18 protein-coding genes and 1 other RNA gene are annotated in these 21,920 nt (G+C 68.2%); 16 read left to right on the top strand and 3 right to left on the bottom strand.

Annotated elements, in window-relative coordinates; all coding sequences use genetic code 11:
* On the top strand, nt 1-1,574 hold a 1,574-nt coding region (locus ACG97_RS15845; protein WP_047968351.1), incomplete at its 5' end, for a translocation/assembly module TamB domain-containing protein.
* Nucleotides 1,575-1,731: 157 nt separating this feature from the next.
* On the opposite strand, the gene ACG97_RS15840 is transcribed toward ACG97_RS15845, so the two are convergent.
* Entirely contained in the window at nt 1,732-4,860 is a 3,129-nt protein-coding gene (locus ACG97_RS15840) for an EAL domain-containing protein (protein WP_047968350.1), read from the bottom strand.
* Nucleotides 4,861-4,972: 112 nt separating this feature from the next.
* On the opposite strand from ACG97_RS15840, the gene rnpB reads away from it, so the two are divergent.
* The 10 genes from rnpB (at nt 4,973) to ACG97_RS15795 (ending at nt 14,466) form a co-directional block, all read left to right on the top strand.
* An RNA gene (gene rnpB / locus ACG97_RS17045) (RNase P RNA component class A) lies at nt 4,973-5,422 on the top strand.
* Between the two features lie 178 nt (nt 5,423-5,600).
* Nucleotides 5,601-6,641 carry a tRNA dihydrouridine synthase DusB gene (gene dusB, locus ACG97_RS15835; protein WP_047968349.1) on the top strand — a complete coding sequence of 347 codons (1,041 nt, stop codon included), beginning with the start codon at nt 5,601-5,603 and terminating at the stop codon, nt 6,639-6,641.
* Nucleotides 6,642-6,664: 23 nt separating this feature from the next.
* Complete coding sequence (gene fis / locus ACG97_RS15830) at nt 6,665-6,904, top strand: DNA-binding transcriptional regulator Fis (RefSeq protein ID WP_047968348.1); 240 nt, start codon at nt 6,665-6,667, stop codon at nt 6,902-6,904.
* 184 nt (nt 6,905-7,088) lie between these two features.
* Entirely contained in the window at nt 7,089-8,666 is a 1,578-nt protein-coding gene (gene purH / locus ACG97_RS15825) for a bifunctional phosphoribosylaminoimidazolecarboxamide formyltransferase/IMP cyclohydrolase (RefSeq protein WP_047968347.1), read from the top strand.
* A 73-nt stretch (nt 8,667-8,739) separates the two neighbouring features.
* Nucleotides 8,740-10,017: a phosphoribosylamine--glycine ligase gene (purD, locus tag ACG97_RS15820; RefSeq protein WP_047968346.1), complete on the top strand. Its 1,278-nt coding sequence runs from the start codon at nt 8,740-8,742 to the stop codon at nt 10,015-10,017.
* A 130-nt stretch (nt 10,018-10,147) separates the two neighbouring features.
* Nucleotides 10,148-10,873 (top strand): ABC transporter substrate-binding protein, encoded by a 726-nt coding sequence (locus tag ACG97_RS15815; RefSeq protein WP_047968345.1) that lies wholly within the window; start codon nt 10,148-10,150, stop codon nt 10,871-10,873.
* Between the two features lie 59 nt (nt 10,874-10,932).
* Nucleotides 10,933-11,505: an L-threonylcarbamoyladenylate synthase gene (locus ACG97_RS15810; protein WP_238377372.1), complete on the top strand. Its 573-nt coding sequence runs from the start codon at nt 10,933-10,935 to the stop codon at nt 11,503-11,505.
* Between the two features lie 20 nt (nt 11,506-11,525).
* Nucleotides 11,526-12,194 carry a protein TolQ gene (gene tolQ, locus ACG97_RS15805; RefSeq protein WP_082133836.1) on the top strand — a complete coding sequence of 223 codons (669 nt, stop codon included), beginning with the start codon at nt 11,526-11,528 and terminating at the stop codon, nt 12,192-12,194.
* A 120-nt stretch (nt 12,195-12,314) separates the two neighbouring features.
* Nucleotides 12,315-12,938, top strand: a complete 624-nt coding sequence (locus ACG97_RS15800) for a glutathione S-transferase family protein (protein WP_047968343.1) — start codon at nt 12,315-12,317, stop codon at nt 12,936-12,938.
* Between the two features lie 148 nt (nt 12,939-13,086).
* Complete coding sequence (locus ACG97_RS15795) at nt 13,087-14,466, top strand: lyase family protein (protein WP_047968342.1); 1,380 nt, start codon at nt 13,087-13,089, stop codon at nt 14,464-14,466.
* Between the two features lie 157 nt (nt 14,467-14,623).
* Here the strand turns inward: ACG97_RS15795 and ACG97_RS18280 are convergent, their stop codons facing one another.
* Together ACG97_RS18280 and ACG97_RS15785 are read right to left on the bottom strand one after the other, a co-directional pair.
* Nucleotides 14,624-15,469: a methyl-accepting chemotaxis protein gene (locus ACG97_RS18280; protein ID WP_238377373.1), complete on the bottom strand. Its 846-nt coding sequence runs from the start codon at nt 15,467-15,469 to the stop codon at nt 14,624-14,626.
* 593 nt (nt 15,470-16,062) lie between these two features.
* A complete protein-coding gene (locus tag ACG97_RS15785) occupies nt 16,063-16,605 on the bottom strand; it encodes a PAS domain-containing protein (protein ID WP_047968340.1) in 543 nt (180 codons plus the stop codon).
* A 255-nt stretch (nt 16,606-16,860) separates the two neighbouring features.
* Here ACG97_RS15785 and yedA point away from each other — a divergent pair, with 255 nt between their 5' ends.
* The 5 genes from yedA to ACG97_RS15760 all read left to right on the top strand — a co-directional run bounded on the left by yedA (nt 16,861) and on the right by ACG97_RS15760 (nt 21,873).
* Nucleotides 16,861-17,733, top strand: a complete 873-nt coding sequence (gene yedA / locus ACG97_RS15780; RefSeq protein ID WP_047968339.1) for a drug/metabolite exporter YedA — start codon at nt 16,861-16,863, stop codon at nt 17,731-17,733.
* A 496-nt stretch (nt 17,734-18,229) separates the two neighbouring features.
* Entirely contained in the window at nt 18,230-18,964 is a 735-nt protein-coding gene (locus tag ACG97_RS15775; RefSeq protein ID WP_047968338.1) for a GntR family transcriptional regulator, read from the top strand.
* Complete coding sequence (nagA, locus tag ACG97_RS15770) at nt 18,961-20,079, top strand: N-acetylglucosamine-6-phosphate deacetylase (RefSeq protein ID WP_047968337.1); 1,119 nt, start codon at nt 18,961-18,963, stop codon at nt 20,077-20,079. Before ACG97_RS15775 ends, nagA begins: the two co-directional genes overlap by 4 nt.
* On the top strand, nt 20,060-21,082 hold the full coding sequence (locus ACG97_RS15765; RefSeq protein WP_047968336.1) for an SIS domain-containing protein: 1,023 nt from the start codon (nt 20,060-20,062) through the stop codon (nt 21,080-21,082). The genes nagA and ACG97_RS15765 overlap by 20 nt, the downstream gene beginning before the upstream one ends.
* Nucleotides 21,083-21,201: 119 nt before the next feature.
* A complete protein-coding gene (locus ACG97_RS15760) occupies nt 21,202-21,873 on the top strand; it encodes a glucose PTS transporter subunit IIA (protein ID WP_202902803.1) in 672 nt (223 codons plus the stop codon).
* The last annotated feature ends 47 nt before the right edge of the window (nt 21,874-21,920 follow it).

The following is a 21,920-nucleotide window of genomic DNA, read 5'->3' as shown; positions in this document are numbered from 1 at the left end:
GGGTGCAGGGGCTGGCCTTGTCGGCGCTGGCGCCGTGGTTCACGCCGCCCTTGCGCCAGACGCTGGTGTTCGACGCCGGCTGGCAATTGAACGGCGCGCAAGGTTGGCCGCAGGGCAGCGTGCAGCTGCAGCGCACCCAGGGCGATGTCTGGCTGCCGGCGCCGGCCGGCGAGCAGGCGCTGGGGCTGAGCCGGGCGACGCTGAGCGTCGGCCTCGGTGAACGCGGGCCGCTGGCGCTGGCGCTGGACAGCCGTTTCGGCAAGCTCGCCGCCGACGGCAGCGTGCTGTGGGGCAACGGCGGCAGTGTCGCCAACGCGGCGCTGACCGGCAGCGTGCGGCTGCAGGTGCCGTCGCTGGCGCTGGCGCAGCCGTGGCTGAAGGCGGGCATGGAATTGTCCGGCAGCCTCGACGCCACGCTGCAACTGGGCGGCACGCTGTCGTCGCCGACGCTGGACGGGCCGCTGCTGGGCCACGACTTGCGCTTCGTCGAGCGCCGCAACGGCATCCGCCTGGAGCAGGGCCAGCTGCAGGCGCGGCTGGCCGGGCAGCAGCTGCTGATCGACAGCCTGCGCTTCGGCAAGCAGGGCGAGCTGACCGGCAGCGGCCGCATCGACCTGTTCCAGCAGACGCCGGACGTGCTGCTGCTGCTCGACTTCAAGCGCTTCGCCGCGCTGGAGCGGCCGGGGCGGCGCCTGCTGCTGTCCGGGCGCAGTCGCGTCGAGGTGCGGCAGCGGGTGGTGACGCTGAGCGGCAACCTCAGCGTCGACGAGGGCCGCATCGACATCCCGAAACTGGGCGGGCCGCGGCTGTCCGACGACGTGGTGGTGGTGGGGCGCGAGGTGGTTGACGACGCCGGCAACCGCTGGCCGCTGGCGCTGGATCTGCGCATCGCGCTTGGCGACAAGCTGCGTTTCGGCGGCAACGGGCTGGAGGCGTGGCTGGGCGGCGAGGTGCGGCTGCTGGCAGAGCAGGGCGGCACGCTGCAGGCGCGCGGCCAGATCCGCGTCGACAAGGGCCGTTTCAAGGCCTACGGCCAGGACCTGGACATCACCCGCGGCCTGATCACCTTCAGCGGGCCGCTGGACAACCCGGCGCTGGACCTGCGCACCACGCGCCGCTTCTCGCCGGTCGGCGCCGGGGTCGAGGTGCGCGGCGCGCTGTTGACGCCGACGGTGAAGCTGGTGGCGGACGAGGCGATGTCGGAAAAGGACAAGCTGTCGTGGCTGGTGCTGGGCCGCGCCGCCGCGGTTGGCGACAACACCGGTGGCGCCGGTGCCGCCGCCGGTGGCCTGCTCGCCGGCCTGATCAACGACCAGGTCGGGCTGTTCGACGACATCGGCGTGCAGTCGCGGGCGGAAAGCACCAGCAGCGCCGGCGTGGTCAGCCCGGCGGAGCAGGTGGTGACGCTGGGCAAGCAGCTGACGCGCGAGCTGTATGTCGGCTACGAGTACGGGCTGCGTAGTGCCGAGCAGGCGCTGAAGGTCAGCTACCAGCTGTCGCGCACGCTGTCGCTGATCGGCCGTGCCGGCCGCGACGCGTCGTCGGAGCTACGCTACACCCGCCGCTTCGACTGAGCCGCGGTGCAGTGCCGGCGGCAACGGGTCGCGATGGCGCGATGCGGCGTTAAAACGCCTGCGGCCTGCGGCTTCGTCGCCAGCGAAACGCCGCTTCCTGCGGCGTCTTTGCCTTGTCTTGCGTGAGTGCGCGACACCTTGAACCGGTTCCGAGGCGTCAGACCGCGTCGGCCGCTGCCTGCAGCCGGCACAGCGCCAGCGCGTCGTTGACCGCCAGCGGCCGGCCGGTGAGGAAGCCCTGCACCGTGTCGCAGCCCAGCGCCTGCAGCGCCGCCAGCTCGGCCTCGGTTTCCACCCCTTCGGCCAGCGACTCCATGTCCAGATTGCGTGCCAGGGTGATGATGGCGGAGACGATGGCGGCGTTGTCGCGGTTGTGCTGCAGCTCGCTGACGAAGGAGCGGTCGATCTTCACCGTGTCCGGCGCGAAGTTCTTCAGGTAGGCGAGGCTGGAGTAGCCGGTGCCGAAATCGTCCACCGCCAGCCGCACCCCCAGCGCCTTGATGCCGGCCAGCTGCTGCCGCACCGGGCCGCTGTAGTCGATCAGCGTGCCCTCGGTCACTTCCAGTTCCAGCAGCGCCGGCGGCAGGCCGCTGTCGCGCAGCACCCGCGCCACCTCGGCGCAGAAGTCGCCGTGGGTCAGCTGCCGCGCCGAGACGTTGACGGCGATGGTCAGCTGCCGGCCGTGGCGCACCCATTCCGTCGCGGTGCGGCAGGCCTGTTCCAGCACCCACAGCCCCAGCTCGGTGATCACGCCGGAATCCTCGGCCACCGGGATGAAGCGCGCCGGCGACACCAGGCTGCCATCCGCCTGGCGCCAGCGCAGCAGCGCCTCGAAGCCGTTGAGACGGCGGCTGGCGATGTGGTACTTCGGCTGCAGCTCCAGATAGAACTGCTGCTGCGCCATCGCCAGCCGCAGCTGGTTTTCCAGCAGCAGCCGCTCGCTGACCTCGGCGGTCATGCTGGCGGTGAAGAAGCGGAACGCGTTGCGGCCGCTGGCCTTGGCCTGGTACATCGCCATGTCGGCATTCTTGAGCAGCACTTCCGGGCTGCTGCCGTCGGCCGGCGACACCGCGATGCCGATGCTGGCGCTGATCACCAGCGTGTGGCCGCGCAGGGTGAACGGCGCTTCCAGCACCTGCAGCACGCGCTCGGCGACCATGCCGGCCTGCGCGCTGCCGGACAGCTCCGGCAGGATGATGACGAATTCGTCGCCGCCGGTGCGGCCAACGGTGTCCATCTCGCGCAGCATGTGCTGGGTGCGGCTGGCGACCTGGCGCAGCAGCTCGTCGCCGGCGTCGTGGCCGAGGGTGTCGTTGACGTTCTTGAAGCGGTCGAGATCCATGAACAGCACCGCTACCGCGTGCTGCTTGCGCTCGGCCAGGTGCAGCGACTGCTGCAGGCGGTCGTGCAGCAGCAGGCGGTTGGGCAGGTTGGTGAGGAAGTCGTACTCGGCGAGGTGCTGCACCCGCGCCTCGGTGGCCTTGCGCTCGCTGATGTCGGAGAACAGCGCCACGTAGTGGCTGATGCTGTCGTCGCCGTTGCGCACCTGGTTGATGGTCAGCCACTCCGGGTAGATTTCGCCGTTCTGGCGCCGGTTCCAGATCTCGCCGCTCCAGTAGCCGCGCGCGTGCAGGTGGTTCCACATGTCGCCGTAGAAGGCGGCGTCGTGGCGGCCGGAGTTGAGCAGCGCCGGGGTGTTGCCCAGCGCCTGGGCCTCGCTGTAGCCGGTGATGTCGCTGAAGGCGCGGTTGACGGCGATGATGCGGCTGTCGGCGTCGGTGATTAGGATCGCCTCCGAGCTGGCCTCGAATACCGTTGCGGCCAACCTTTGCTGCCGTTCGTGGCTGACGCGGGCGCTGATGTCGCGCGCGGTGGCACAGCGGTAGTACTCGCCCTGGTAGCTGAGGCCGGTGAGGCTGACCTCCAGCGTCACCTCGCCGCGGCAGCAGCGCAGGCTACGCACGTAGTGGTGCTGGCCGCCGCTGAAGCGCTCCTCGAACAGCTCCGGCATGCGGTGCTCGTTGCCGTCGCAGAAGCAGTGCCTGGCCGCCTCGTTGTGGTACACCACGCGGCCCTGCGCGTTGAGCAGCACGATGGCGTCGGCGGCGCTGTCGCTCATGTAGCGCGTCAGCTCGATCTCGCGCGCCTTGTCCTCCACCTGCCGCTGCGACGCCTGCAGCCGCTGCTGGTACTGCGCGATCAGCGCCCCCAGCCAGCGGCTGAAGTGCACCGAGAACAGCCACGCCAGGCACACCGCCAGCGTCAGGATCAGCAGCGTGGTCAGCACCCGGTTGCGCGTCTTCTCGCCCAGTGCCTGCGCCTGCGCGGCGCCGGACAGCGTCAGCTCGCGCTCGGGGATGATGCTGACCACCCGCCATTGCCACGACGGCACCAGCGCCACGTAGGCGCTGTAGCGCTGGCTGCCGCCGGCAGCGGGATGGCTGAAGCTGACGAAATACTGCGACGGCGTGGCCGCCAGCTGCTGCTGCAGCGCGGCGGGCAGGGTGAAGCCGCGCTGGCCCGGCAGCTGGCGCAGGCGGCCGTGCTGGTCGATGACGGCGAAGAAGCCGCGCTCGCCGACCGGCATCTGCGCCAGCGTCTGCAGCGCCTGCTGCTGCAGGTCTTCTTCCACGTTCAGCACGTACTCGCCGCCGCCGATCAGCCAGCCGAACGGCTCGAAGCGGCGCGAGTAGGCGATCTTTTCCGACATGAACGTCTCGCCGGGGCGATACCAGCGATAGCTGGCAAAGCCGCTGCCGGCGTGGTTGTCCACCGACAGCAGCAGCTTGCGCATGATGTAGGCGCCCTGGTCGTCCTGGTTGTCGAGCAGGTTGCGGCCTTCGCGCTGCGGGCTGGTCGGCAGCAGCACGCAGTCGCCGTCGAGGGTGTCGATGAAGTAGTAGCCGCGGCCGCCGAAGTAGCGCAGCGGGCGCAGGCTTTCCACGATCTCGCGCTGCAGCGCCGCGTCGTCGAGGCGGCGGTGATGGCGGCGGTACAGGCTGTCGGCCAGCACATAGGCCTGGTCGACCTGCTCGCGCAGGCGCTGGCGCAGGATGTCCTGCGTCTGCGAGTACAGCGTCTCCAGCGAGTTGCTGGCGTGGTCGCCGTAGGCCTTGAGGAAGGTCTGGCCGCGCAGCCGCGCCTCTTCCGCCACCACCGAGCTGCCGTCGCGGTAGTCGCGCCACTGCTGGTAGAAAAAGTAGCTGGCCAGCAGCAGCACCACCATCAGCACCAGCCCCAGCATGCCGCTTAGTTGTAATCGCGCAAGTTTGTGGTGATCTGTCATGGAAGCGGGTGGCGGGGGTGGTGGGGGGGAGGAACAGTATAGGGAGCCGCTCGCGGCGGCGGATTGATAATTGTCAGTGCCGGGCGGCGCTTTGCGCTACAATCCGCGCCGGGAAGTCGGCCAGGCAGTCGCCGCGTGCTTGCACGGGGAGGAAAGTCCGGGCTCCAAAGGGCAGGATGCTGGCTAACGGCCAGGCGTCGTGAGGCGACGGAAAGTGGAACAGAGAGCTGAACCGCCGATGGCCGGATGTGTCACCCGCAAGGGTGCGCATCGTACTGTTCAGGGCAGAATACGCGCTGCATGCAGCGTACGTTTTGCGTTAGTGCTGGTTCGCCAGCCCGCTGACAGCGGCACAGGCAAGGGTGAAAAGGTGCGGTAAGAGCGCACCGCGGACGTAGCGATACGGACGGCAGGCTAAACCCCATCCGGAGCAAGACCAAATAGGGGTACATTGGCGTGGCCCGCGCTGTACCCGGGTAGGTTGCTTGAGCTTGTCGGTAACGGCAAGACTAGAGGAATGACTGTCCAACGACAAAACCCGGCTTATCGACCGACTTCCCACCCCCATCCCTTCCGCAACACCCCCCGTTTTTCACTTGTCATGCAGGCGGCCGCCAGCGGCCATGGCCACGCAGCAGCCGGCGTTGTTTTAGCTTAAAAAATAAGCAAAAAGGTTTTTACCGCCTGCGCAAAAGGCAGTACAATGGCCGCCCTTTCGCCCTCCATGTCTTTCTTTTGCAATGCAAATCGGCCCTTATACGCTCAAGAACCAGCTGATCGTTGCCCCCATGGCGGGTGTCACCGACCGGCCGTTCCGCATGCTGTGCAAGAGACTGGGCGCCGGCATGGCGGTGTCGGAGATGATCACCGCCAACAAGGCGTTGTGGACCACCAAGAAAACCCTGCTGCGCGCCGACCATAGCGGCGAAGTCGAGCCCATCGTGGTGCAGATCGCCGGCGGCGACGCGGCGATGCTGGCCGAGGCGGCGCAGCTGAACGTGGCGCGCGGGGCGCAGATCATCGACATCAACATGGGCTGCCCGGCGAAGAAGGTGTGCAATGTCGCCGCCGGCTCGGCGCTGCTGCGCGACCTCGACAACGTTGGCCGCATCCTCGACGCGGTGGTGCGCGCGGTGGACGTGCCGGTGACGCTGAAGACCCGCACCGGCTGGAGCAGCGAGGTGAAGACCGCGCTGCAGGTGGCGAAGATGGCCGAGGAGGCCGGCATCGCGGCGCTGGCGCTGCACGGGCGCACCCGCGAGGACATGTACCGCGGTGCCGCCGAGTACGACACCATCGCCGCGGTGAAGCAGGCGGTGGCTATCCCGGTGATCGCCAACGGCGACATCGACAGCCCGCACAAGGCGAAGCAGGTGCTGGACGCGACCGGCGCCGACGCGATCATGATCGGCCGCGCAGCGCAGGGGCGGCCGTGGATTTTCCGCGAGATCCAGCATTTTCTGGATACCGGCGAGACGCTGCTGCCGCCGCGCATCAGCGAGATTGACGACATCATGCAGGGCCACCTCGACGAGCTGTACCGTTTTTACGGCGAATATTCCGGCTGCCGCATCGCGCGCAAGCACATCGCCTGGTACACCCGCGGCCTGCGTGGCAGCAACGAATTCCGTCAGGCGATGTACGCGCTGGAATCGACCAGCACGCAGCGCCAGGCAGTGGCACAGTATTTTGCGCAGCTGGCGGCCAGTTCCGAGCGGCTGGAGTACGTGTCCACCGGACCGCACGAGGACGAGGACGCGACAGCGTGTGCGGGCGATTAAGCAACAATACGAAGCGGCAAACCATGAACAACAATAACGACGATATTTCCCATTGCGTCAGGCTGGCGATGGAGCAGTACTTCCGCGACCTGGACGGCGAGATGCCGGCCGCCATCTATGACATGGTGCTGGCGCGGGTGGAAAAACCGCTGCTGGAGGTGGTGCTCAACCACACCCAGGGCAACCAGACGCGCGCGGCCGAGCTGCTCGGCCTCAACCGCAACACGCTGCGCAAGAAGATGAAATCGTACGACCTGATTTGAAACCGAAGCCATCCGCCGTCGCGGATGGCTTTTCTTTGGATAACGAACTCCCCTGCAGCGCAGGGGCGGGGGACGGGATCACCAGCACCGGCCGGCGCCAGCGCGCCGGCCGGTATACAGCAAGATTTGAGTTGGCCGCGGGCGTGCCCGTTGCCACGTTTTACTTTGAAGGCGGTAGAAAACCATGACCAAGATCGAACGTGCGCTGATCAGCGTTTCTGACAAAACCGGCGTACTGGCATTTGCCCAGGCCCTGGCCGGCTTTGGTGTCGAAATCCTCTCCACCGGCGGCACCTCCAAGCTGCTGCGCGACGCCGGCGTGCCGGTGATCGACGTATCGGATTACACCGGCTTTCCGGAAATGCTGGACGGCCGGGTCAAGACCCTGCACCCGAAAGTGCACGGCGGCATCCTCGGCCGTCGCGACCTGCCGGAGCACGTCGCCACCATGCAGGAACACGGCATCGGCAACATCGATCTGGTCTGTGTCAACCTCTACCCGTTCGAAGCCACCATCGCCAACCCGGACTGCCCGCTGGAAGACGCCATCGAGAACATCGACATCGGCGGCCCGACCATGGTGCGCTCCGCTGCGAAAAACTGGCAGCACGTGGCCATCGTCACCGATGCCGCTGACTACGACACCTTGGCCGCAGAAATGACGGCCAACGGCGGCAAGCTGTCCAAGCTGACCCGTCTCAACCTGTCGAAGAAGGCGTTCACCCACACCGCCGCCTACGACGGTGCGATCTCCAACTACCTGACCAGCCTGGTCGAAGGCGTCGACAGCGGCGTGCCGGAACGCGTGGCGTTCCCGAACCGCCTCAACGCGCAGTTCATCAAGGTGCAGGACATGCGCTACGGCGAGAACCCGCACCAGGCTGCCGCCTTCTACCGCGACCTCGATCCGGCCGCCGGCACCATCGCCGGTTACCGCCAGCTGCAGGGCAAGGAACTGTCCTACAACAACATCGCCGACGCCGATGCGGCGTGGGAAGCGGTGAAGACCTTCGACGCGCCGGCCTGCGTGATCGTCAAGCACGCCAACCCGTGCGGCGTGGCCATCGCCGCCGATACGCTGACTGCCTACAAGCTGGCGTTCGCCACCGACACCACCAGCGCCTTCGGCGGCATCATCGCCTTCAACCGTCCGGTGGATGCCGAGACCGTTGAAGCGGTGACCGGCCAGTTCCTGGAAGTGCTGATGGCCCCGGCGTTCACCGACGAAGCGAAGGCCATCATCGCCGCCAAGAAAAACGTGCGCGTGCTGGAGATCCCGCTGGAAGCCGGCGCCAACCGCTACGAGCTGAAGCGCGTCGGCGGCGGCGTGCTGGTGCAGACCCCGGACATCCGCAACGTCGGCCTGGACGAGCTGCGCGTGGTGACCAAGCGTGCGCCGACCGAACAGGAAATGGCCGACCTGCTGTTCGCCTGGCGCGTCGCCAAGTACGTGAAGTCCAACGCGATCGTGTTCTGCAAGAACGGCCAGACCGCCGGTATCGGCGCCGGCCAGATGAGCCGCGTCGACTCCACCCGCATCGCCGCGCGCAAGGCGCAGGATGCCGGCCTCAGCCTGATCGGTGCCGTGGCCTCGTCGGACGCGTTCTTCCCGTTCCGCGACGGCATCGACGTGATTGCCGAGCAGGGCATCAAGGCCATCATCCAGCCGGGCGGCTCGATGCGTGACGACGAGGTGTTCGCCGCCGCCGACGAGCACGGCATCGCCATGGTGCTGACCGGCGTGCGCCACTTCCGCCACTAATCTTCAATCGTTGCAAAGGTTGGCCGCAGCCTGCGGCCAACCGTGGCAGACCCGACCTCAAGGAAGCTGAGTCATGAAAGTACTCGTTATCGGTGCCGGCGGCCGCGAACACGCGCTGGCCTGGCGTGTGGCGCAATCGCCGCGCGTGTCCAAGGTATTCGTGGCGCCGGGTAACGCCGGTACCGCGCTCGATCCGCACCTGAGCAATGTCGCCATCACGGCCATTCCCGAGCTGATCGAGTTTGTTAAGCACGAGCAGATCGAACTGACCGTGGTCGGCCCGGAAGCGCCGCTGGCCGCCGGCGTGGTCGACGCCTTCCGCGCCGCCGGCCTGAAGATCTTCGGCCCGACGCAGTACTGCGCACAGCTGGAAAGCTCCAAGGACTTCGCCAAGGCCTTCATGCAGCGCCACGGCATCCCCACCGCCGGCTACGAAACCTTCAGCGATGCCGCTGCCGCCCACGACTACGTTGCCCGCAAGGGTGCGCCGATCGTGATCAAGGCCGACGGCCTGGCCGCCGGCAAGGGCGTGGTGGTGGCGATGACGCTGGACGAGGCGCACGCCGCGATCGACGACATGCTGCTGGGCAACAAGATGGGTGACGCCGGCTCGCGCGTGGTGATCGAGGACTTCCTCGAAGGCGAGGAAGCCAGCTTCATCGTGATGGTCGACGGCGACAACGTGCTGGCGATGGCCACCAGCCAGGACCACAAGCGCCTGCTCGACGGCGACATGGGCCCCAACACCGGCGGCATGGGCGCCTACAGCCCGGCACCGGTGGTGACGCCGGAAGTGCACCACCGCGCGATGCGCGACATCATCCTGCCGACGGTGCGCGGCATGAAGGCCGACGGTCACAGCTATACCGGCTTCCTGTACGCCGGGCTGATGATCGACAAGCAGGGCAACCCGTACACCATCGAGTTCAACTGCCGCTTCGGCGATCCGGAAACGCAGCCGATCATGGCGCGCCTGAAATCCGACTTCACCGTGTTGCTGGAGGCCGGCATCAACGGCACCCTCGACAAGGTGGAAGCGGAGTGGGACCGCCGCGTGGCGATGGGCGTGGTGCTGGCTGCCGCCGGCTACCCGGACGCGCCGCGCAAGGGTGACGTGATCAGCGCCATCCCGGCCGCCACCGACGACACCTTCACCTTCCACGCCGGCAGCAGCGTCAACGACGCCGGCCAGCTGGTTACCAGCGGCGGCCGCGTACTGTGCGTGGTTGGCCTGGGCGACAGCGTGCGCGTGGCGCAGCAGAAGGCGTACGCGGTCGCCGACCAGATCCAGTTCGCCGGCAAGCAGCTGCGCCGCGACATCGGCAACCGCGCACTGAACCGCGCCAAGTAAGGCGTGACGGCAGGCAGGCAACGGCACCTTCGGGTGCCGTTTTTCATGGTGGCTACCGCGGCAAAGCTTGCGGCAGCGGGCCGCGCGCGCGGTCTACACTGCAGTAAGCGTTGGCAAGAAAGGGTATGCCATGAACTTCCTGCGTCGCGTTGGCCTGCTGTGTTGCCTGGCGTTGCCCCTGCACGCCGCCGAGCCGTTGCAGTTGCGGCTGCTGACCGAAGACTTTCCGCCGTTCAGTATGCAGCTGGCGGACGGCCGGATCGGCGGCCTGTCCAGCGATGTCGTGCGCGAAATCATGCGCCGTGCCGGCATCGGCTACCGCATCGAGCTGCTGCCGTGGGTGCGCGCCTACAACAGCGCGGTGCTGGAGCCGAACACCTGCGTCTACTCCACCGCCCGCACCGAGCAGCGCGAGTACCAACTGAAGTGGATCGGCCCGGTGGTGGAAAATCAGTGGGTGCTGTACGGGCGCGACGACGGGCCGCAGGAGCTGAGCAATCTGGAGGCGGCGCGGCGCTACCGGCTGGGTGGCTATACCGGTGATGCCGAGGCGCAGTATCTGATCGCCCGCGGCTTCGAGGTGGATCTGGCGAGTAATGATCTGCAGAACCTGCGCAAGCTGCAGGCCGGCCGCATCGACCTGTGGGCCACCGGCAAGCACCTCGGCGCCGCGCTGATTGCGCGCGAAAAGGCCACCGGGCTGCGCCCGCTGCTGACTTTCAATACCGTCTTTCTCTACCTCGCCTGCAACCAGATGATGGCGGACGGCACGGTGCGCCTGCTCAACGAGCACCTGCGAGGGATGCACAAAGACGGCACAGTGGCTAGAATCAACGCCCGATACCTGAACGACTGAACGGAACCCGCCGCGGCGCGCGCGGTCTGTCCGGTCATCACCTTGCGACCTGCCATTACGTGAACCGTCCTTTTCCCCGTTTGCCCCGCCACGGGCAACAGCATGCCGCGCGCGGCCACCTGCAGCAGGGTGGCGTGATCGCCTACGCCACCGAGTCCTGTTTCGGGCTGGGCTGCGACCCGTTCGACGTGCGCGCCATCCGCCGCCTGCTGGCGATCAAGGCCCGCCCCAACCACAAGGGCCTGATCGTGATTGCGGCCAACCTTGAGCAGCTGCGGCCGCTGATCCGGCCGCTGACGCCGGCGCAGCTGGCCGTCGTCAACCGCTACTGGCCGGGGCCGTACACCTTTTTGCTGCCGGCCGCGCCACGGGTGCCGGCGCTGCTGCGCGGCCGCCACGACAAGATCGCGGTGCGCATCACCGCCCACGGCGAGGCGGCAGCGCTGTGCCAGGCACTGGGCCACGCCATCGTGTCGACCTCGGCCAACCGCGCCGGCCAGCGCTCGCTGAAGACGGCGCGCGGCTGCCGCCAGGCCTTCGGCGCGCGGGTGCTGACGCTGCAGGGCCGCATCGGCAAGCGGCGCAAGCCCTCCACCATCATCGATCTCGATACCGGTCGCGTACTGCGCTGACCGCCAACCCAGGAGCCATCGTGCAAGAACTTTCGGTCATTGGTCTTATCCTCCACGCCAGCCTGCCGGTGCAGCTGGTGATGGCGGGGCTGGTGGTGCTGTCCCTGCTGTCGTGGGGCATCATCTTCAACAAGCTGGCGGTATTGCGCCGCGCCCGCCTCGCCACCCAGAGCTTCGAGCAGCAGTTCTGGAGCGGCATCGACCTCAACCGCCTGTACGAGGACACCCGCCAGCATCACCGCTCCGCCGGGGTGGAGAAGCTGTTCCAGGCCGGTTTTGCCGAGTTCATCAAGCTGCGGCGCCAGGGCGGCGTCGACAATTCCGAGCAGCTGGACGGCGCCCGCCGCGCGATGCGCGCCGCCGCGCAGCGCGAGCTGGACGCGCTCGACCACCACAACAGCTTCCTTGCCACCGTCGGCTCGGTCAGCCCCTACATCGGCCTGTTCGGCACCGTGTGGGGCATCATGCACGCCTTCATCGGCCTGGGGAACGCCGGCCAGGCCACGCTGGCCACGGTGGCGCCGGGCATCGCCGAGGCGCTGATCGCCACCGCCATCGGCCTGTTCGCGGCGATTCCGGCGGTGGTGGCCTACAACCGCTTCGCCGCCGACGTCGACCGCCTCGCCGGCCGTTTCGATTCCTTCATGGAAGAGTTTTCCAATATCCTGCAAAGGTTGGCCGCACGTTGACGCGATGTGCCGGCCGCCGCCGTACGATGGCGCAAGGCCAGGCTGCCGCTGGTTTTCCCCCGCAACAAGCAGTACGGCCGGCGCCAGCCGGCGCCCGGTCACCAACGCTAAGGACACGCAATGCTGCAGATACTCGGTAGGGCATCGTCGATCAATGTGCGCAAGGTCCTCTGGACCTGCGCCGAGCTGGACATCGCATTCGAGCGCGAGGACTGGGGCGCAGGCTTCCGCTCGACCCACAGCCCTGAATTCATGGCGCTGAATCCCAACGCCATGGTGCCGGTGATCAGGGACGACGATTTCGTGCTGTGGGAATCCAATACCATCATCCGCTACCTGGCGTCCCGCTACGGCGGCGAGTCGTTCTATCCGACGCCAGCGCAGGCCAGGGCCAGGGTGGACCAATGGCTGGACTGGCAGGCCACGGATCTCAACAACGCGTGGAGCTATGCCTTCATGTCCCTGGTTCGGCATTCGCCGCAACACCAGGATAGCGCCGCGCTGGTGCAGGCGTGCAGCACGTGGTCGCGGCATATGGCCATCCTCGAGCGACAGCTGGACAGCACCGGGGCCTACGTCAGCGGCGACGCGTTTTCACTCGCCGACATCGCCATCGGGCTGTCGGTACACCGCTGGTTTGCCACCCCGCTCGCGCATCCGCCGCTGCCGGCGGTGGCGGCCTATTACGAGCGGCTGAGCCAGCGGCCAGGCTACCTGCTGCACGGCAGGAACGGCATGCCCTGAGCGCACGGGCTGCGGTGTCACACCTGCCCGTTCTGCCTTGAAGCCGACGCCCCGCGTCGGCTTTTTTCATGGCCGCAGCGCGGCTGCGCACAGGGTCTACAGTGAAGCAAGCGGCAGACGGCCGCAGGCAACCGGCAGGAGAACGATGATGAGCGCAGTACGGATGGAACGGGACAGCATGGGCGAGCTGGCGGTGCCGGCCGACGCCCTCTACGGCGCGCAGACCCAGCGCGCGGTGCAGAATTTTCCGGTCAGCGGCCAGCGCCTGCCGGAAGGCTTCATCCGCGCGCTGCTGCTGGCCAAGCTGGCGGCGGCGCGTGCCAATGTCGCGCTGGGGCAGCTGACGGCGGCGCAGGGCGACGCCATCGCCGCCGCCTGCCGCCAGCTGCTGGACGACGCGGCGCTGATGACGCACTTTCCGCTGGACGTGTACCAGACCGGCTCCGGCACCAGCAGCAACATGAACGCCAACGAGGTGATCGCCACCCTCGCCAGCCGCGCGCTGGGCAGCGCGGTGAGCGCCAACGACCACGTCAACTGCGCGCAGAGCAGCAACGACACCATCCCCAGCGCCATCCACATCGCGGCGGCGCTGGCGCTGCGCGAGCAGCTGCTGCCGGCCTTGCAGCACCTGCAACAGACCACGCAGGCCAAGGCGCAGCAGGTCGATCACCACATCAAGACCGGCCGTACCCACCTGATGGACGCGATGCCGGTACGCCTGGGCCAGAGCCTGAACGGCTGGGCGCAGCAGATTGCGGCCAACGTTGGCCACCTGCAGCAGCTGCGGCCCAGCCTGCTGCAGCTGGCGCAGGGCGGCACCGCGGTCGGCACCGGCATCAACGCCGACCCGCGCTTCGCCGCCCGTTTCTGCCAGGAACTGCAGGCGCTGACCGGGCTGGCGTTCGTGCCGGCGCCGGACTATTTCGCGGCGATGGGGGCGCAGGACACCGCGGTGGCGCTGTCCGGCCAGCTGCGCACCACCGCGGTATCGCTGATGAAGATCGCCAACGACCTGCGCTGGATGAATTCCGGGCCGCTGGCCGGGCTGGGCGAGATCGAGCTGGAGGCGCTGCAGCCGGGCTCGTCCATCATGCCGGGCAAGGTCAACCCGGTGATTCCGGAGGCGACCTGCATGGTGGCGGCGCAGGTGATCGGGCTGGATGCGGCGATTGCGGTGGCGGGGCAGTCCGGCAATTTCGAGCTCAACGTGATGCTGCCGCTGATCGCCAGCAACCTGCTGAGCAGCATCGCGCTGCTGGCCAATGTGTCGCGGCTGCTGGCGGACAAGGCCATCGCCGGTTTCAGCGTCAACGAGGCGCGGCTGCAGCAGGCGCTGGCGCGCAACCCGATCCTGGTCACCGCGCTGAATCCGGTGATCGGCTACGCCCGCGCTGCCGAGATCGCCAAGCAGGCCTACCGCGAGGGCCGCGCCATCATCGATGTTGCCGCCGAAAACACCGGCATCGACCGCGACGAGCTGGCGCGGCTGCTGGACCCGGCCAAGCTGACCCGCGGCGGGTTGTGACGCTGCGGCCAACGTTGGCCGCCGTCGCCGGGTGCTGGTACATGATCGACGGTGCGCCGCTGTGCGCTGTCAAGCATGCGCCGGCAAGGCGCATTCATGATGTGTCAACGCCGTGTGCGCCTTGTCGCGCGCAGGCTTGCCCGGTGAAGACCGCCGCTTAGCGTCCGCCGGCCGCGGTGCTGCCGGTGGCGGGGGCGCTGTCGGCGAGGCGGTCGAACAGCGCCAGCAGCGCATCGCTGTGCCGCTCCAGCTCGCGCATGTCGGCGACGATGCGCGCCTCCTCCAGCGCGCCGCCGGTGGCCGCGGCGCTGATGGCGCTGCTGCCGTGGCGGCGGATCTGCTCCGCCAGCCGCTGCAGCTCGGCCTGCTGCGTGCCGCTGTCCAGCGCGCCCAGGTCGAGGCCGTCGTGGTGCTCGCCCAGCGGCTTGCCTTCCTCCAGCGCATTGTAGGCCTGCTGCTTGTACATCACGTGGCCGATCTTCTGCAGCGACAGGTGCGACTTGTTGCGCACGCTGAGCACCTGCGCCAGCACCTGGTCGGACTGGCCGGCGAGGCTGGCGAAGCGCTGGCGGAACGATTCCACCGATTCCTTGACGTGGCCGGCGACACTGCCGGCCTCGCCGGCGCGCGCCTGCATGTGGCCGATGCGGCTGGATAGGGTGGCGAGGATGTGCTGCACGCGGTTGGCGGTGTCCTTGCTGCGCTCGGCCAGCTTGCGCACCTCGTCGGCGACCACGGCAAAGCCGCGCCCGGTCTCTCCGGCGCGCGCCGCCTCGATCGCCGCATTCAACGCCAGCAGGTTGGTCTGGTCGGCGATGTCGGAGATCGCCGCCAGCGAGCTTTCGATGCCCTGCCATTCGCCGGCCAGCGCGCTGCTGGCCTCGTTCATGCTGCCGACGCTGCCGACGATGGTGTCCAGCTGGGTGGACAGCTGCTCGGCGCTGTGCAGGCTGTCGCGCGCGCCGCTGGCGGTGTCGCGGGTGATGCGGCCAACGTCGGCCATCGCCGCGCTGATGGCGCCGAGATCCTGCTGGCTGCTGGCGAGGTTGCTGCGCAGGTGCGGGTTGCTCAGCGCGGCCAGCTGCGACGACAGCCGGTTGCGGCGCACGAAGCTGTCGTTGTCCTGCATCGCCTGGATGGCGGTGTCCATCGCCTGCAGCGAGCTGGCCAGCACCCCGGGCAGGCCCTTGCTCAGCGGGCGGCGGCTGTAGTCGCCGGCGCTGACGCGGGCGAAGCAGGTGTTGACCTCCTTGAAGTAGGTCTCGATCTGGTCGAGGAAGTCGTTCAGCTCCCACGCCACCAGCCCGACCTCGCCCAGGTTGCGGGTATCGGTGGCGCGGTGGTGCAGCTCGCCCTTGCAGGCGAGGCCCAGCTGCAGGTGCAGGGTGTCCAGCAGGCGGAAGATGCGGCCGCTGCTATGCCACAGGTACAGCGCCAGCGCGCTGCCGCCGACGACCAGCAGCGCGCCCAGCGCCAGGCGCAGCGTATCGTCGAGGAAGAAGCTGCCGGCCACGTAGCAGAGGGTCAGCAGGTTGGAGGCGAGCAGCCAGTAGCCCATCTGCGTGCGCAGCAGTGGCGGCCATTTGCGGCGTTGTTTCATGTCGCGGCTCCCGGTTGTTCCAGCGCCAGCACGAACTGCTGGTAGCTGACTTGTTTGGCGGCCAGTTGCGCCAGCAGCCACTGCATCGACGCGTCCGGCGCCGCCGCCTTGCCGGCCTGTGCCTCGATCGCGCACATCTGCTGGTACAGCGGGGTGACCGCGGCGATGCCGGCGCGCGTCGGCTGACGCCGTACCGAGTAGTAGCCGGCCAGCGTGCGCTGCGCGGTGTAGTCGGGAGTGATGTTGGCGAACACCCAGTAGTAGTCGCCCTGCGCGGTGTAGTTTTTCACCAGGCCGAAGAATTCCTGCCCCGCCTGCAGCGTCTGCCACAGCAGGCGGTACACGCCGCGCGGCATGTCGGGATGGCGGATCAGGTTGTGCGGCTTGCCCAGCAGCTCGTGCTCGGCGTAGCCGGCGATGCGCATGAAGGTGCGGTTGGCGTAGCTGATGTGGCCGGAAGGATCGGTCTTGGTGATGATCAGATCGTCGGGGGCCAGCTGGATTTCTCGTCCACCGGATAGGCGGGAGGATGGGCTCATGGTGCGCCTCTTGCAAAATGGGTCGGCGCCACTATACGGCGCCACCGCTCGTGGCAAGTGGCCAGCGGGCAAGCGCTTGTCCTGCGTCAACCTTGCCGCTTGTTTGCTTGGCATAGTTGCAACAGCTTGTTGCTTATTATGACAATATCGTTATGAATCAAGGCCATGCCGCGGCAAGAACAGCCTTTTCGGCATTTGCCCCTTGTGCCGCAGCGATGCGAAAGGCATTGTTGGCAGCCCAACCGGTAGACCGCCATGAACCTGACTTCGCACCAGCTGAAACTGCTCGCCGCCTTCCTTGCCCTGTACCTGATCTGGGGTTCCACCTACTTTGCCATCCACATCGCCGTGACGTCGTGGCCGCCGTTCCTGATGGCCGGGGTGCGCTTCGTGCTGGCCGGCACGCTGATGTACGGCTACCTGCGCTGGCGCGGTGCGGCCAACCCCACGCTGGCGGAGCTGAAGGGCGCCACCCTGCTCGGCATCCTGATGCCGGCCATCGGCAACGGTTTCGTGACGCTGGCGCAGAAAGAAGTGTCCTCCGGCGTGGCGGCGCTGGTGGTGGCCACCGTGCCGCTGTTCGCCATCCTGTTCGCGCGCCTGTTCGGCCACCGCCCGCGCAGGATGGAGCTGGCCGGCGTGCTGCTGGGCATCGTCGGCATCGTGGTGCTGAACATGGGCAGCAACCTGCAGGCGTCGCCGGCCGGCGCCGCCGCGCTGCTGTTCGCCTCGGCCGGCTGGGCGCTGGGCTCGGCGTGGAGCAAGCATCTGACCCAGCCCAAGGGGCTGATGTCCAGCGCGATGATGATGCTCACCGGCGGCATCGCGCTGCTGCTGGGCAGTTTCGCCAGCGGCGAGCAGCTGCTGGCGCTGCCGCCGCTGGCCGGCTGGCTGGCCATGCTGTACCTGGCCGTTTTCGGCTCGCTGATCGCCTACACCGCCTACATGTTCCTGCTGCAGCACGTCAGCGCCGCGGCCGCCACCAGCTATGCCTACGTCAATCCGGTGATCGCGGTGCTGCTGGGGGTCGGCCTGCTGGGCGAACACATCGGTGCGGCCGAGCTGCTGTCGATGACCATCATCCTGGCCGGCGTGGGGCTGATCGGCTGGAAGAAGTCACCGCGCTAGCCGGCGTTCCCGGATGCGCTGCGCTTGTCCGGGCTAGCTGCCGCCACATCGAACCGCCCGCGAGGGCGGTTTTTTCTTGTGTGCGGTGATTAAGCACGCAGCTTGTGCTTGAGCGTCGCGACGCCCAACGGTTACCGCGTGGTTTTGCTGTGGTCGTCCCGGGTGTGGAATCCGCGCCGCGGATAGCAAACCCGGCGCGGCCAACCTTGGCGCAGCCCCCTGGCGCCACGGTGTTGCGTTTTTGATACCTTGTTAATACCAGTTGCGTCATCGCGCCGACACCCCGCAACGCCAGTGCTGGCGCGGCCCGGCGTTTTTCGACACGAATTCACGCCACGAATGCTGCATTGCAGCGTTGGTATTTCGGTTAACTGGTCTACAAATGGTATTGACGTGGTTGGGTAGTGGTATTAATTTTGCGGCAACTGAGCGGCTGGGACGGCAGGCGGCCAACACGTAAACTGATGCCTTTCCAAGACCACTTGAGGATTTCGCCATGGATGAACGCTGGCAGGCACTGAAACCGGACGAGACGCAGAGCACGCCGCTGTACCTGCAGTTCGCGCGCAAGCTGGCCGACGCCATCAACGCCGGCTGGTGGCAGGCCGACGAGGCGCTGCCGTCGGAACGCACCTTCTCCGACGAGCTGGCCATCTCGCGCGTCACCGCGCGCAAGGCGCTGGACGTGCTGCTGGAGCAGGGGCTGATCCGCCGCCGCCAGGGCTCCGGCACCTTCATCACCCCGCGGCTGGAGCAGCCGTTGTCGCGACTGACCGGCTTTACCGAGATGCTGCGCATGAAGGGCTTCGAGCCGTCGTCGCTGTGGCTGGAACGCAGTGTCGGCGCCCCGACGCACGACGAGGTGATCAAGCTGGGCCTGTCGCCCACCGCGCAGGTGGTGCGGCTGAAACGGCAGCGGCTGGCGGACGGCGTGGTGATGGCGATCGAGCAGACCACGCTGCCGCTGGCCTACCTGCCCGATCCGCAGGCGGTGGGCAGTTCGCTGTACGCGCACCTCGACGGGCTGGGGCATTCGGTGGTCCGCGCGCTGCAGCACATCCGCGCGGTGAATGCCGGCGCCGAGATTGCCGCCGTCGCCGGCATCAAGCCCGGCGAGGCGATGTTGCTGATGACCCGTATCGGTTATACCGCCGACAACGTGGCCATCGAGCTGACCGACACCTGGTGTCGCAACGATTACTACGACTTTGTCGCTGAGCTGAGACGATGACTACACGGGTACTGCAGGGACGGATGCTGACCACCGCCGGCTGGCTGGATGGCGAGCTGCATCTGGATGACAACGGCCGCATCGCCGCCATCGACGGCCGCCTGGCCGGTGCCGGCGAGCCGGTGCGCTACCTGCTGCCCGGTTTCATCGACCTGCACGTCCACGGCGGCGGCGGGGTGGACATCATGCAGGGCGGCAGTGCCGTCAGCCACGTTGGCCGCACCCACGCCCGCTTCGGCACCACTTCGCTGCTGGCCACCACCATGACCGCGCCGCGCGCCGAGCTGGAACGGGTGCTGGCGGCGCTGGGCCGGCACAGCGCCGTGCGCGCCGCCGGCAGCGCCCGCGTGCTGGGCGTGCACCTGGAAGGTCCCTATATCAACCCCGGCAAACTCGGCGCCCAGCCGGACGACGCGGTGGCGGCGGTGATGGCGGAGATCGACTACTACCGGTCGCTGGCGCCGCTGAAGGTGCTGACGCTGGCACCGGAGATCGCCGGCCACCACGAGGTGATCCGCCACCTGAGCGCAGACGGCATCCGCGTGCAGATCGGCCATAGCCTGGGCAGTTACGAAGACGGCGTGACCGCGCTGCAACAGGGTGCCAGCGGCTTCACCCACCTGTTCAATGCCATGACCGGGCTGCACCACCGCGCGCCGGGCATGGTCGGCGCCGCGCTGGCCCACGCCGAATACGCCGAGCTGATCCCCGACCTGCTGCACGTGCACCCCGGCGCGATGCACGCCGCGCTGCGCGCCATCCCGCGGCTGTACTGCGTGACCGATTCCACCGCCGCTGCCGGCATGCCGGACGGCGAATACCAGCTCGGCTCGCATACCGTGACCAAGTGCATGGGCGGCGTGCGCCTCGCCGACGGCACCCTGGCCGGCAGCACGCTGACCATGGATCAGGCGCTGCGCAACCTGGTGCAGATCGGCCTGCCGCTGGCGCAGGCCAGTAACCGGCTGTCGCTGTACCCGGCCGACTACCTGGGCGTGACCGATCGCGGCCGGCTGGCAAGCGGCGCCTGGGGCGACATCGTGGTGCTGGATCCGCAACTGGCGGTGCAACAAGTTTTCGTAGAAGGAGAGTGCCTTGAGCTCGCTAATGCTTGAAGAAGCCCTGTTTGCCGCCGAAGCGGTAGCCGCCCAACACATGTACGCCGACGAAGGGCTGGCGGTACTGGCACGCGAGCTGGCCAAGGCGCCGCCGCAGCTGGCGCTGACCGTGGCCCGCGGCAGCTCGGACCATGCGGCCAACTATTTCGCCTATCTGGCGATGCAGCGCACCGGCACCCCGGTGGTGTCGCTGCCGATGTCGCTGCTCACCCTGCACCACGCGCCGCTGCAGGTGAAAAACCAGCTGGCGGTGGCGCTGTCGCAGTCCGGCCGCAGCCCGGACCTGGTCGACACCATGAGCGCGCTGTCCGCCGCCGGCGCCCGCACCGTGGCGCTGGTCAACCAGCCGGATTCGCCGCTGGCCGCCGCCTGCGAGTGGTCGCTGCCGCTGTGCGCCGGCACCGAAAAAAGCGTCGCCGCCACCAAGAGCTATATCGCCTCGCTGTCCGCCGTCGCCCGGCTGGTGGCGCACTGGCAGCAGGACGAGGCCCTGCTGGCGGCGCTGGCCGAGTTGCCGGACGCGCTGCACAGCGCCACGCACCAGGACTGGTCGCCGGCCATCGAGGTGCTGCAGCCCGCCGAACGCATCATGGTGGTGGGCCGCGGCCTCGGCTTTGCCGTGGCGCTGGAATCGGCGCTGAAATTCAAGGAAACCTGCGCCATCCAGGCGGAGGCGTTCTCCGGCGCCGAGATCAAGCACGGCCCGATGGCGCTGATCGACACCGGCTACCCGCTGCTGGTGTACGCGCCGCGCGGCCCGGAGCAGGCCGGCCTGATCGCGCTGGCCGACGAGATGCGCGGCCGTGGCGCCCGCGTGCTGCTGGCGGCGCCGGCGGATATCGCCAGCCGCGACCTGACCCTGTCGGTGGCGGGTGACACGGCGCTGGACCCGCTGCTGGCGATCCAGGGCTTCTATCTGATGGCGGCACGCCTGTCCGAGGCGCGCGGGCTGAACCCGGATGAGCCGCGGCACCTGAACAAGGTGACCTGCACGCTGTAAGGCGCCGCTGCCGGCGGCACCACGCCGCCACAATCCTCACAAGAACAACACACACAAGCACGACTGCGCGTACGGCTGGGGAAAGCCGTACCCGCAACACAAGAGAACGGAGGCATCCCATGTCCGCAATCCTCACGCTGGCCGCGCCGTTGAGCGGCCTTGCGCTCCCCCTGTCTGCCGTGCCGGACCCGGTGTTCGCCGGCGGCATGATGGGCGCCGGCCTCGCCATCGAGCCGCTGTCGTCCACGCTGCTGGCGCCGTGCGCCGGCGAGGTGATCCAGCTGTCCGCCACCGGCCACGCGCTGACCCTGCGTGCGGCCAACGGCGCCGAGGTGCTGCTGCACATCGGCATCGACACCGTGAAGCTGGGCGGTGCCGGCTTCACGCCGCGGGTGGCGACGGGTGCGCAGGTGGTCTGCGGCCAACCCTTGATCGAGTTCGACATCGACGCCATCGCCCGCCGTGCGCCGTCGCTGCTGACCGTGGTGGTGGTCAGCAATAGCGACGCGATGACGCTATCCGACTGTGCCGGCGGCCCGGTGCAGGCCGGTGCCGCCGGCCTGCTGACCATCCGCGCCAACGGGGTGGATCAGGCGTCCGCGCCGGCCGCCGCCGCGCCATCCTGCAGCGACAGCGCGCGGGTGGCGCACGAGGGCGGCCTGCACGCGCGCCCCAGCGCCTTGCTGCAGGGCGTGGCGCGCCGTTTCGACGCGCAGCTGGACATCGAATTCAACGGCCAGCGCGCCAACGCCCGCAGCGTCCACCGCGCTGATGACGCTGGGCGTGGGTGAGGGTGATCGCGTCACCGTGCACGCAGGCGGCGCGCAGGCGGCGGAGG

This window comes from Vogesella sp. EB, from assembly GCF_001037925.1.
Lineage (GTDB): Bacteria > Pseudomonadota > Gammaproteobacteria > Burkholderiales > Chromobacteriaceae > Vogesella > Vogesella indigofera.
This window is presented reverse-complemented; position numbering and strand designations above follow the sequence as displayed.